Origin of the sequence: Natronolimnobius sp. AArcel1 (assembly GCF_011043775.1) — an archaeon.
Lineage (GTDB): Archaea > Halobacteriota > Halobacteria > Halobacteriales > Natrialbaceae > Natronolimnobius.
This window is the reverse complement of the sequence record NZ_JAAKXY010000001.1, coordinates 821,331-832,965: the sequence shown is the minus strand read 5'-3', so window position 1 is coordinate 832,965 and position 11,635 is coordinate 821,331. Positions and strand designations below refer to the sequence as shown.

Genomic DNA, 11,635 nt, shown 5'->3' with positions numbered 1-11,635 from the left:
CATACACACGGTTGGAGACACCGATTACGGTATCTTGGACGGATGTCCAAGGCTCGGAAGACTAGGTCTTCCGGTGTACTGACGGTTCGATTCCGTCGATCGGCGTTTGGCGGCCAGAGCGGCGAGGTGCCTCCCGTACCCATCCCGAACACGGAAGATAAGCTCGCCTGCGTATCGGCAACTACTGGAGTGGGCGACCCTCTGGGAACGTTGATTCGCCGCCCCATTCATACAACATTTCGCTTCGTGAGCCATCGCGCTGGCTCGCGGAGCGTTTTGTATTTCTTCCTGCTCACACTTCGAGTGAATCGAAACGTACTCGTGTCCGTTCTGGTGACTGCAGGTGTGAACGTGGCGGGGAGAAACCACTCAGTCGAACCGATTCAATTTGCAGGTCTCATTGCCTTGCTCGGAACACCTGCTGTGTTACTCGCCGTGGCAATTGGGAGTGGGTCACCGTCCTCGAGGTGGACGATTGGGGCAGGGATTGGGCTCCTCGTTGTGGGATCGGTTTCAGTTGTCAGTGAACGGGAGCGATTGAGTGAGACGGATCACTCGAGTGAGTGGGTCACGCGTCAGGATCTGATCACGGTCTGTGCTGTCGTCGTCGGGGCAGTGATCACGTTTGTGTTGAGTGCCTCGGTTGGAGTTGGACCGGTGCTTGCGTCTGCGGTTGTTGGCGTCGGCGCTGGTCTCGCGGTCCCGAAAGTCGGTGCCCAGGTGTACTGTGGGTCGTTTGTTGGGATGGCTTCGCCAGCAGTCGTACCGTCACTCGAGTATCTCGTTCTTGCGGGGATGATCGCTGGAGGGGTGTTCGTGGCGACAACCGAGGTATTCGGTGGTGTGGGCGGGAAGCTCGGGACGATTGCGATGTGTGGGTGTGTATCGATGATTGCGCTGACGGGTCTCGAGTACGGTGACGGTGGCGTGCCTGCGTGGGAGGCCGTTGCGTGGGTGGTTCCGGTTGCGGTTGTGGGTGCCGTAGTAACGGTTCTTGTGAGTACTCGCCTTGGGTTGGGGGCCGTTGTCGGCTCTGGAGTGGTTGGTGTCGTCGCTGGCATTTCGTTTCCGCTGGTGTTTTCGGGTTCGACTGGATCGATGCTTGCGGCGGTTGCGTTCTGTGCGTCGTTTGTTGGAATGTCGAGTCTGGCACGTCTCGACACGGTTCACGTTGGGCTTGCGGGCGGAGTCTGTGGAGTGGTGTATCTGGCGGTGATGCCGGCCTTTGATGGGGCTGGCGGGAAACTCGGGACGATCGCATTTATTGCGTGCCTGGCGGTGATCGGCATGGGAAAGTTGAGTGGACGGCTCAGAACGTATCGCGGCTGTGGGTGAGAGACGGAACGCCCGGATCGAGTACTGAGGATCTGTGTTAGTCGGCCGAAAGTGAACAGGTTCCGTCGTAGGTTGCGTCCTCGACGGATGTAATCTCGGGGTCGTCACCACAGACTGGACAGGCCGGGTTGTGTCGGATTTCGACTGGCTCAAAACTCATTTCCATTGCATCGTAGATGAGCAGTCGCCCCTCGAGGAGGTCGCCGTTTCCGAGAAGATATTTCATGACTTCGGTGGCCTGGATACAACCGACAGTCCCGGGGAGAACGCCGAGGACACCGGTTGTGGCACAGTCTGCGACCGTACCGGGTTCGGGGGCTTCAGGGAAGAGACAGCGATAGCATGGTGGACTCGAGTCGCCGGTACGAGCGTTCGAGAAGGTCGTAATCTGGCCTTCGAATCGGTAGATTGCACCGTGTGAAAGCGGTGTGTTCGTGAGAACGCAGTGGTCGTTAAGCAGGTAGCGAGTGGGGAAGTTGTCGCTTGCGTCGAGGACGATGTCGTAGTCGTCAACGAGTGCTGCGACGTTCGATGGAGAGAGCCGTGTGTCGTATGTTTCGACGTCGATATCGGGGTTGAGCGCGGCGACATAGTCGGCTGCGCTCTCGACTTTTGGGCGGCCAACGTCGGCATCGGCGTGGATAATCTGGCGCTGGAGATTCGATCGTTCGACGGTATCGTCGTCGACGATGCCGAGGCGACCGACACCCGCTGCGGCGAGGTACTGGATCGCTGGTGAGCCAAGCCCACCTGCACCGACGACGAGGACGCTGCCCTCGAGCAGTCGCTGTTGTCCATCGGGGCCGATTTCGTCCATGATGACGTGTCTCGAGTAGCGATCGAGTTGGGTTGCGTTGAGGCGGAGATCGCTCATAGGCGGGTGTTGGGGTGAGAGTGGCAAAAAGTCGCGGGTCAGTTCCATCGACTCGATAGACCATTTGAGAGGGCGCATGAACAATCACGCTCGAGTGTGTTACATACGCACAAGAATGAGGCAGCCTCTCGTACCAACCCAACAACTTAATACTGTGTAAGTCATTGTCACGCTCATGGCATCCTCACCCACTGATGCCGACGATGTTTTTGACCAGTTCCTGACCAACCGCGGCCACTCCGTCGAGGAGAGTGGATGGGAACAAGAGTATAACAAAAAGCAGTGTCCAGATTGTGGCGGGCTTCATGATGAGTCTGCAACGACCTGTACCGTCTGTGGGTGGGATCCGAGACACTAGCACTCGATCAACCGGTATCCTCTCCGCACGAATAGCATAAAATTGCCACACTCAGCGCCATTCCGGCGTTTTTAGAAGCCACGGTACAGACCAAATAGCGATGCGGTCACTGCACTGAGGTAGAGTCCTCGGTGGGGGTTAATTATTCTACTGCATATGGGCGATACAATTATGGCGTGTGGTTGCGGATAAATCTGTTGAGAAACTATGCCGGAATGCCAGAACTGTGGGTCGTTCGTAACTGACACTTACGCACGCGTGTTTACACCGCGTGGGGTCGATAATCCACGTGTGTGCCCGGATTGTCAAGACAAAATCCGCGATGGGGCAGAGATTCGGCGAGCGCGATCGCCGCGAAACCCATCCTCGTAAGTGGTGTATGGTCATATTTATTTCTCGTCGCTTCTTCTCGGAATTACATTCGAAAGAACCCACGCCACTTAAGAGTGTCGCGCTCTTGAATGGGTACAATGGCTACTACGGAGACGAAGGTGACCCGGTTGTTCGGTGGTCCGGGCAGCGGGAAGACGACCGCACTTCTGGATCACGTCGAAGAAATTCTTGAGCAGGATGGCGTGACGTTCCGGGACATCCTCGTCGTCTCGTACACGCGAGCGGCCGCACAGGAGGTTCGTGAACGACTGGCTGAGCGACTCGACGAGAGTCCACGTGCACTCCAGGGCAACGTCTGTACGATGCACGCCAAAGCGTACGATCTGTTGGATCTCTCTCGAAACGACGTTATTGGCGAGTCCGAAAAAGAGGAGTTCTGTGAGGACTTCGGCCTCGAGTTCGAAGACGAGTACTCGGGTGCTGGCCGCCGAACGGCGCGGTCAACGACGATCGGAAACAAGATTATCGCGACCAGTCAGTGGCTCCAGCGAACGAGCCGTGACGTTTCGGACTGGTACGACGTGCCTTTCCAGTGGGACGAAGAGGAGGTTCGCCTTCCTCCAGAGATTGACTCGAATGCCCAGGAAGGCAATAAGTACACGCCAACCTGGCCGAGCGACGACGACCGGATCGACGTTCCCGAGGCGATTCGCGGCTGGCGCACCTACAAGGGCGAACAGGGCAAGATTGGCTTTGCAGACATGCTCGAGCGCGTCAAACAGCGCTCGTTGATTCCAAGCGTCGACTACCTGGTGATCGACGAGTTTCAGGACATCACGACGCTGCAGTACGATGTCTATGAAGAGTGGAAACCGCACGTCGAGCAGGTGCTGATCGCCGGCGACGACGACCAGGTCGTGTATTCATGGCAGGGTGCCGATCCCGCACTCTTGCTCGAGGAGGACGTCGACGATGACATTATTCTCCCGAACTCCTATCGATTGCCCTCGAACGTGTTGAACGCGGTCAATCAGGAGATTCGCCATATCGACCAGCGTCAGGACAAAGACCTCAAACCGCGCAAGGAAGGCGGTGCGGTCGAAGCGCGAGCGAACGCCTCGATGCTCGATGTTGTACGCAACGTCCGCCGAACGCTCGTTGAGAGCGACGGCTCGGTGATGGTGTTGTTCCGGGCACGCTACCAGATGTTCCAGTTCATCGATGAGTTCATCACTGAGGGTGTGCCATTCAGTTCGTTGACCGACCAGCGGATGTGGACTGATCGACTGACCCAATACGTGCGTGCGGTCGAAGCAATCGATAACGGCGATGACGTGACTGGCCTCCAGGCACGACGCCTCGCCGATATGTTGCAGGACTCGGCGTTTGGCACGAACGAGCGCGATGAACTGTTCGATACAATCGACGAGCGCCAAGAGGAAGCCGGTATCGAGGACCTTCAAGAACTGATGATCCCGTCACGTGTCATCAAAGACCACGTGCCGTTCATGCCCGATGGCGCCTCTGCGTCGGATATGGTCCGTAAGGTGACGAACTTCCAGAAAAAGAGCATTCGCTCGTACTTTGCAATCGGCGAGTACCGCGGCATGGAAACCGACCGCGTCCGCGTCGGCACCATCCACTCCGCAAAGGGTCGTGAAGCTGACCACGTCATCGTCGGCACTGACCTGACCGAAAAGGTCGTCGAACAGATGGTTGCAACCGTCGATGACCCCGAGGACGTTCCCGGTGTCGAAGAGTTCACGAAAACCACTTCGCCCGTTCCCGTCCTCACCGATAACGAGCGACGTGTCTTCTACGTCGGGATGTCCCGTGCCCGCGAACGACTTGTCCTCCTCGAGAATCTCGTTGATGGCGCACCGACGCTGCCAATCGATGTTTTGTTAAAGAACGAACTCACCGATGAGCCACTCGAGGACCTGGTCGAAGAAGCCCAGCAGTACGTCGATGCCAGTGAGAGCAGCGATGAGGAAAGCGACGAGATTGAAGCCGAAGCGCCGTGACTGACGGGGCAATGGAGGACTATGAGCGCGGTTCCCACGAGGGAACTGAACGGATCCATGCGCACCGACGCCACATCGAGTCACACATTGACGAGACACTCGAGGACCGAGGCGCATGTGCAGCCGTCACTGTCGGGGAGGCTCAGACGCCGGTTGTCCAGTACTGTCTGTCGGCACTCGAGGACCACCCCACACACGACCAAACCCAAGTCGTTGCACTCGGCTACGATGGCACGGAGTGGGCCGTCTTCGGAGACAATGGCGCACATCCAGCGACGGCACTCGGTGATGCACTCGTCGATCAATACGGCGAGCGGACAGTTTTGACGCCAGCGACGATCCCCCACGACGCGGCGTTACATCTCGAGGCAGCGGGATTGACACTGGCCTCGAGCGACGTGTGTGATCGGGCGCGGGCGGTAAAAACGGCTCGTGAGCGGCCATCCATCGAGACGGCACAGGTGGCCGCACGCGAGGGACTGCAACGGGGAGCCGCTATCATTGCGGGTGCGACAGTAACCGATGGGTGCCTCGAGCGGGATGGAACGCCGGTGACTGCCCAGTCACTTCGCGTTGCAATCGACGAGGCAATCGTGTCTGCGGGTGGCTTTCCCGCAGGGAACTCGACGGTGAAACAGGGACAGGCACAGACACCAACCCAAGCACTCGAACCGGGTGAGCCACTCACAGTCATTGTCCAGCCACGCGGCCCCGCGGGCTATTACGGTCGACTTATCCGGACGTTCGTTGTCGACAGCGATGGTGGCCGCGAGCGCCGCGCCCACGTTGCGCTCACGCAGGCATTTCGCTCGAGTCAGTCCATGCTCACGGCCGGACCCGAATCGATTCGAGCCGTCGAAGCCGACCTCGAGGCCGAAATTCGAGCGTTTGGTGAGGATGGTGAGATCGAAACACGAGTCGCAGGAATCGGTCTCGAGCCTGCTGAGCGACCGCGTGCAGGTGCCGATTCGATCGAACCTGGGTCACTTGTCTGCCTCGAGGCGGCTGTTGAACTTGCGGATGGACAGTGGCTTCGACTTGCAGACGTGCTCGCCAAGGAGGAGGAGGGCGTGTCGTGGATTGGCGCACCATCGCGCTCGCTCGAGCCGGCGGCGCTTCTGGAGTGAATTGATGCGACTCACTGTTCAGGGTCGTCATAGGCTGTCTCTCGTTCCGTATCGAGGACGAACGGACCTTCTTCTGGTGTTAGTTTGGTCACTGTCGCTGCCCGGAATACGTACGAGGTGAGGACGGTGTACGGGGTGAGTGCAATGGTGTATGCGAGGCTGATGAAGACGGTCAGCGGCGTGTAGCCGAAGATAGAAACATCCGGAAAGAGCCCGGTGTCGAGTGCGAGCAGCACGTACGTGATGAAGACAATCGTCGGCAGCGAAACCGTCAATAGCGTCGTCGAGAGATCTGAGAGCTCGAGTTTATAGTAGAGGGTTTTGAAGTATTCGCGACAGACCATGAGCGTGCGCAGCGTGTCCATGATGTCTGCGATGACTGCTCGCTCGTCGTCGGTAAGTTGCTCGTCGTACTTCGTGAGGATGCGTCGCGACTGGTAGAGTTGCCACGAGGAGTCGTAGTTCAATCCGGTGAGCAGTTCGTCCGTCGACCCATACGGGACGCGTGAAAGAGTTGTCAACACTTCCTCTGTGTTGGCGTGGATGTCCGCACGGAGTCGGTCGACGTCCTCCCGGTAATCGGGTTCCCGATCGGCGTCTGCGTTGCCGTCGAGTCGCTGTAACTCGTCGGCCTGGTCTTTGATCGATCGGAGGACGACCGCGGTGAACTGTCCCGGTCGCGCCGGACTCACTTCGACGAGTCCGTGGTCTTCGATTTGGCCCTGAAACTCGATTGTCGTCTCGACGCGCTCGGATTGATTACCAAGTGAGGTTAGTTCCTGAGAAATGCCGACGGCGGCGATCGAAACCACGATCGAGACCAGCAAGATCGTCCCGCTCAAAAGCGTGTTGAACACCGTCTGGACCATTGTCGTCTCGCTCAACAGTTCCTGATACTCGATGGGCCAGAGACCGCCAAGGACGAGCAATCCGGTGAACACGATCGCGAGCAGTCCGACGGCCACCCGTTCACGGTTCCCGTCGAACAAGATCCAGCGTTTGATTCGATTCTGTTCCGACCGATCGATTCGCCGTCCGGACGTTCCGAGTCGCTCTCGAGCGTCCTGCAGTACGGAGTCGCCGTCGACCATCGAGATATCGACAGCGCGGACGACCAAATAGCCACCACCGATCTGTTTCGTCACTTGGTGTCGTCTGTGACACCGGGAAAATCAGTCCCGTGGTCGGCGTTCGTCCTCTTCGGATTCTGGGTTGTCCACGATCGAACTGACGGCGCGCTTTGCGGCAACGCCCGGCAGATCACCTGGTGTCGTGAGATATCGCTGGAGCACGAGGAGTCCAGCCGCGAGGATAAGTAATCCGACCCCGACGAACGTCTGCCCGCGAACGAGCAGGAACTCGAGGCCAGCAAGCGCAGCAGGGAGTGCAAAGATGAGCACGCCCGCAAATTTGATCGTCTCGATGAGACCGGCCATTGCTGCGTGGTAGTGTGGCGATTCCCAAAAGACCGCCGACTGCACCCATCACGGAACTGGAACGCGTCTCGGATTCAGAACGTCTTTAGCTGTGGGCTGGTATCTCCGCGTATGTTCACGGGAATCGTCGAGGAAACCGGCGAGATCGCGACGCGCGAACGGACTAGCGACGGCCTCAGGCTTCGAATTCGTGCAGAGTCAGTCGCGACGGGGTTGACACACGGCCAGAGCATCAGTGTCAGCGGTGCGTGTCTCACGGTCGAGCAGTTCGAAGACGGTTCGTGGTTCGAAGTGTTCCTGGCGACCGAAACCGTCGAACGGACGTATCTAGGTGAGCTCGCAGTCGGCGACTCGGTCAACCTCGAGCGGGCGATGCCAGCCGATGGGCGCTTCGACGGCCACATCGTGCAGGGCCATGTCGACGCGGTGGCGACGGTGACGGGCGTCGAATCCGTCGACGAAGACTGGTTCTTCGAGTTCGACCTCCCTGAGGGGTACGCACGCTACGTCGTCGAAAAGGGCTCGATCACGCTGGATGGGATCAGTTTGACTGTCGCTGCTCTGGACAAATCAGCGGAGACTGTGACTGTCGCTATTATTCCTACAACGTACGAGTTGACGACGCTATCGGACAAAGACGTAGGTGATTCGGTTCACCTCGAGGTCGACGTGCTCTCGAAGTACGTCGAACGACTGGTAGAAGCGCGATTCGAGTAAGCGATTTTTGTTGGGCTGATTCCGTTTAGGCGCCGGGGACGCCGAACGCGCCAACGCCGAGGTTGAGGACGGTATTGAGCACGAACAGGATCACGAGAGCAGCGACCCAAGCCGCAATCCCAATCGCTGCGGCAGCGCCCCAACCGCCGGGATAGCGCCAGTTGATGACCCATATCCAGGCGAACAGGGCGATAAACAGGCCGATGAACGGGATCCAGGCCGTGAATGCCCACGCAATCGCGCCGAAGAGAGCCGTCACGACCGCGTGGCCGTAGTCGTCGGCGTCGACGATAACTGCCGCACCGATATAGATCGCCAGTCCACCGGCGAGCAGTGCAACAACGAATGCGACGACCGAAGCGAGAACCATACCGACAGTTTTGTGCCCAGTGAAATATATGTTCTCATGAATGTCCCTGTTGGTAGGACGGCTGTAGAAGGCGGTCAGGGCTGTCGATTTGGCGGATCGAACTCGGTGAGTTCTGCGGTTGGTGGGTCGCCGGTGTCGTCTCTGACCTCGCGGTATGTTCGTCGGTAGCGAGAAATCTTCCGATAGAGGTAGTAGCCGACGGTGAGGTCATAGAGGATCACGTAGGCGATAAATGCCAGTCCAAAGCTAACCGGAACCAATGTCGTAATCATGCCCGGGATAACTCCTACGGTGACGTTGTACATCGCGTGGACGACCGCAGCGACGAGCAGTCCCTTGACGACGATTGGCCCGGCCTTGTCAGGATTGAACTTCGCGAGGCCGAGATAGAAGCCGGCGATTGCCGAAAAGATGACGTGGCCGGGTCCGACCAGTGCACGGACGGTCGTAATGCCAGTTGCCGCCGCGAATGGACTGGCTTCAGCCGTCGCAACTTCAGCAGAAATGTAGAGCATGTTTTCGACCGCGGCGAAGCCAAGTCCGGCGACCGCGCCGTAGACTGCGCCGTCAATAACTGCGTCGAAAGAGTCACTCCGGTAGGCGTACATCCGGACCGCAAGCAGCTTTACCACCTCTTCGACGGGACCGACGATCAGGAAGAAATAGAGGACGAGTCCGACCAACGGTATCGCCTGAAAGTACGGCTGCGTATACGTGTTGACGACGCCGGCGAACGTCGCAAAGAGAATCGACAGCACGAACGTCGCCACGAGAAGACTCAGCGGCTCGTTCGACGTAATATCCGTATACCAGATGAAGCCAGCCAGCAATGCTGCGGGGACAACAGATAGCCCGAAAAAGATGCCAAGCACCGGATCCTCGAGCACGAGAACCCCTGGCTGGATGAGCAACACGAGGGTGATGATGAGCGCGACGCCGACAACAATGCCCTGAAACCCGTAGCTAAGCAACGAATAAATGAGCGACGAGAGGCGGTCCAGCGCCGAGCGTGGCTCCCACGTCGACACCTCATAGAGGTCTCGGGACTGATCGTCTGCTTGCTCGACTGGGTCGCGCTTGCGCGCCATACTGGCTCTACAGTGCCCTTTCCGGTAAGCGTTCGGTCCGAATGGACGTGCTGAGGCCGAGCGCCACCGCCAGCGAACCGAGAAACCACACAGCAAAGTTGCACCCGTTCTAACTCCTCCCTATGCACTTCGACCAGCGAACGCAACAGGCGCTGCGTGCCGTCGGCCTCGAGACCGCAGACCTCGAGACGGCGTCGACGGCAATCGCGGAGGCGGTAGATGCCGACGCGAACGCGCTTGCGGACTTTTTCGACCGCCACGACACGGTCTACTCGGACATGGATATGGCTCACTCGAGTACGGACTATCCAGAACACTCGGTTGACTTCCTCGACGTGACGACACACGCAGCCGAGATGCGCGGCTGGCTGCGCTTCGAGACATGGGGTGCGTTCGTTGAGGACGGCCGTATTCTCGATGCAGACGAAGAGTACGTCGAACTCACGCTTGGGCCGACGATTCACGACCGGGTCCGGTTCGCGGCCGACCGCGAGACACTCCAATGACGACGGTTCGCGTCCGTGGGATTTACACCACCGCGATCACCCATCGCCTCGAGCAAAACGGCCTCGAGGTTGTCCAGGCCTCGGACCCGATTCAGGAACGTTTCGACGACGAGTTCGAGACCGCACCAGCCGACGTTCGTATCGAGACCACACGCGACCGACAGGGACTCGAAGTCTCTGGCAACCGCGAGGCGGTCGAAACCGTCCTCACCGAACTCGAGGGCCTCGAAATCGACACCTTCCGTTGGGATGACGACGTCCCGCGTGCGGCGGTGTTCGACGCTGAGGTGATCGACGCCGCGGGCGGTGGCGGTGCAACAGTGGACCTCGGCGACGGCCGACGCGGCTACCTGCCGTACGACGACGTCGATGGCTACGTCGATGAGGGCAATCGTTATCGCGTCCAGGTCACAGAACCGACGCCGCCGTGGGCCGACGACGAGCCGCGAGTTCAGCCGACGCTCGAGGTTCAAGGCGGGCTCTGCTCGCTCTCGCAGGACCGAACTGGCGTCTCCGCGGCCGGACGAGGTGAGCGCGCAACCGAACTCGTCGGCATGACCGACCTGCTCTCGCCATCGGTTCCGGACGATTGGGGCCTGTACTGGGAGCATAGCGCACTTGACGCCGATCTCGAGGCGATGGGAACTGCGCTCGAACAGATCATCGAGCGAGCGAACGCCTTGGAGGTCGCACTCGCCGAAGCGCCCGAGGGTCCCTCGGATGGCGAGCCGACAGAGCTAGCGACGCCTCGAGCGACGGCGTGGTGCTGGTTCGGCCGCGAGTCTCGGTTTGCGCTGGACGCTGAGCGTCGGCAGGTCGAAACGACGATGCCTGGTCACCATCGGACGAAAGCCGCGGATCGAGCAGCGAGTGCAGCCGTCGACTTCGCGGAGGGGATTCTCGGTTCAACTACCGACAAGAACGACACCGCTGACGACGCGTTCCCGTTCGACGCCGTCTCACAGCAGTTCGGCCCGACCGCAGGCGACCGGCTCGCAATCGGCCACGGCAAACCCGACGGGCGACACATCTCGCTTGGACGTGGCGAGGTCACCAACTGGGACGCAGATGGCTCGCTCACGCTCGAGCGCTCGATGCGTGGCGGCGGCAGCTACGACGCACTCGAGGTGCCCAAAGAAGATGGCGACGTTGCGGTGACGAAGTTCCGCGAGGGGCGCTGGTGGTATCCGACGACGTACAAAGCGGCGGATGGGTCGACCAAAGGCACCTACGTCAACATCTGCACGCCGGTCGAACTGTTTCCGGACGAAGCGCGATACGTCGACCTCTACATCGACGTGATCCGGACGCCCGATGGGACCGTCGAAATCGTCGATGCAGACGAACTCGAGGCCGCCGTTTCGGATGGACTCGTCTCCGAGTCGTTGGCAGCGAAGGCAACAAGTGTGGCCGAAGCGGTCGAGCGTGCGTTGTCGCCGTAAGTCGTCACTGCAAACAGTCAGCGCG

The 11,635-nt window shown here is 59.4% G+C and carries 12 protein-coding genes and 1 rRNA gene; 8 read left to right on the top strand and 5 right to left on the bottom strand.

Features of this window, described 5'->3' with window-relative positions; translation table 11 throughout:
• The first annotated feature begins 105 nt into the window (after nucleotides 1-105).
• Nucleotides 106-227: ribosomal RNA gene (gene rrf, locus G6M89_RS04025) — 5S ribosomal RNA — on the top strand.
• Nucleotides 228-351: 124 nt separating this feature from the next.
• Entirely contained in the window at nucleotides 352-1,335 is a 984-nt protein-coding gene (locus G6M89_RS04020) for a hypothetical protein (protein ID WP_165160495.1), read from the top strand.
• A 37-nt stretch (nucleotides 1,336-1,372) separates the two neighbouring features.
• Here the strand turns inward: G6M89_RS04020 and G6M89_RS04015 are convergent, their stop codons facing one another.
• Nucleotides 1,373-2,209 carry a molybdopterin-synthase adenylyltransferase MoeB gene (locus G6M89_RS04015; RefSeq protein ID WP_165160494.1) on the bottom strand — a complete coding sequence of 279 codons (837 nt, stop codon included), beginning with the start codon at nucleotides 2,207-2,209 and terminating at the stop codon, nucleotides 1,373-1,375.
• Nucleotides 2,210-2,384: 175 nt separating this feature from the next.
• Between G6M89_RS04015 and G6M89_RS04010 the strand changes: the two genes are divergently transcribed.
• The 3 genes from G6M89_RS04010 to G6M89_RS04000 all read left to right on the top strand — a co-directional run bounded on the left by G6M89_RS04010 (nucleotide 2,385) and on the right by G6M89_RS04000 (nucleotide 6,051).
• A complete protein-coding gene (locus G6M89_RS04010) occupies nucleotides 2,385-2,567 on the top strand; it encodes an HVO_0416 family zinc finger protein (protein WP_165160493.1) in 183 nt (60 codons plus the stop codon).
• 470 nt (nucleotides 2,568-3,037) lie between these two features.
• Nucleotides 3,038-4,924 (top strand): UvrD-helicase domain-containing protein, encoded by a 1,887-nt coding sequence (locus G6M89_RS04005; RefSeq protein WP_165160492.1) that lies wholly within the window; start codon nucleotides 3,038-3,040, stop codon nucleotides 4,922-4,924.
• Between the two features lie 11 nt (nucleotides 4,925-4,935).
• Entirely contained in the window at nucleotides 4,936-6,051 is a 1,116-nt protein-coding gene (locus tag G6M89_RS04000; RefSeq protein WP_165160491.1) for a M24 family metallopeptidase, read from the top strand.
• Between the two features lie 11 nt (nucleotides 6,052-6,062).
• On the opposite strand, the gene G6M89_RS03995 is transcribed toward G6M89_RS04000, so the two are convergent.
• Together G6M89_RS03995 and G6M89_RS03990 are read right to left on the bottom strand one after the other, a co-directional pair.
• Nucleotides 6,063-7,196 carry a hypothetical protein gene (locus G6M89_RS03995; protein WP_343162618.1) on the bottom strand — a complete coding sequence of 378 codons (1,134 nt, stop codon included), beginning with the start codon at nucleotides 7,194-7,196 and terminating at the stop codon, nucleotides 6,063-6,065.
• 27 nt (nucleotides 7,197-7,223) lie between these two features.
• Complete coding sequence (locus G6M89_RS03990; protein ID WP_165160490.1) at nucleotides 7,224-7,487, bottom strand: hypothetical protein; 264 nt, start codon at nucleotides 7,485-7,487, stop codon at nucleotides 7,224-7,226.
• Between the two features lie 111 nt (nucleotides 7,488-7,598).
• On the opposite strand from G6M89_RS03990, the gene G6M89_RS03985 reads away from it, so the two are divergent.
• Nucleotides 7,599-8,204: a riboflavin synthase gene (locus tag G6M89_RS03985; protein ID WP_165160489.1), complete on the top strand. Its 606-nt coding sequence runs from the start codon at nucleotides 7,599-7,601 to the stop codon at nucleotides 8,202-8,204.
• A gap of 25 nt (nucleotides 8,205-8,229) precedes the next feature.
• Here the strand turns inward: G6M89_RS03985 and G6M89_RS03980 are convergent, their stop codons facing one another.
• The gene (locus G6M89_RS03980) at nucleotides 8,230-8,574 is read right to left on the bottom strand and encodes a hypothetical protein (protein WP_165160488.1); all 345 of its coding nucleotides are present in this window, start codon (nucleotides 8,572-8,574) and stop codon (nucleotides 8,230-8,232) included.
• A 74-nt stretch (nucleotides 8,575-8,648) separates the two neighbouring features.
• Nucleotides 8,649-9,662: a PrsW family intramembrane metalloprotease gene (locus tag G6M89_RS03975; RefSeq protein WP_165160487.1), complete on the bottom strand. Its 1,014-nt coding sequence runs from the start codon at nucleotides 9,660-9,662 to the stop codon at nucleotides 8,649-8,651.
• Between the two features lie 122 nt (nucleotides 9,663-9,784).
• Between G6M89_RS03975 and G6M89_RS03970 the strand changes: the two genes are divergently transcribed.
• Both G6M89_RS03970 and G6M89_RS03965 read left to right on the top strand, forming a co-directional pair.
• Nucleotides 9,785-10,168, top strand: coding sequence for a hypothetical protein (locus G6M89_RS03970; protein ID WP_165160486.1), 384 nt, complete (start codon nucleotides 9,785-9,787; stop codon nucleotides 10,166-10,168).
• Complete coding sequence (locus G6M89_RS03965; RefSeq protein WP_165160485.1) at nucleotides 10,165-11,610, top strand: DUF402 domain-containing protein; 1,446 nt, start codon at nucleotides 10,165-10,167, stop codon at nucleotides 11,608-11,610. The genes G6M89_RS03970 and G6M89_RS03965 overlap by 4 nt, the downstream gene beginning before the upstream one ends.
• Nucleotides 11,611-11,635 lie beyond the last annotated feature (25 nt).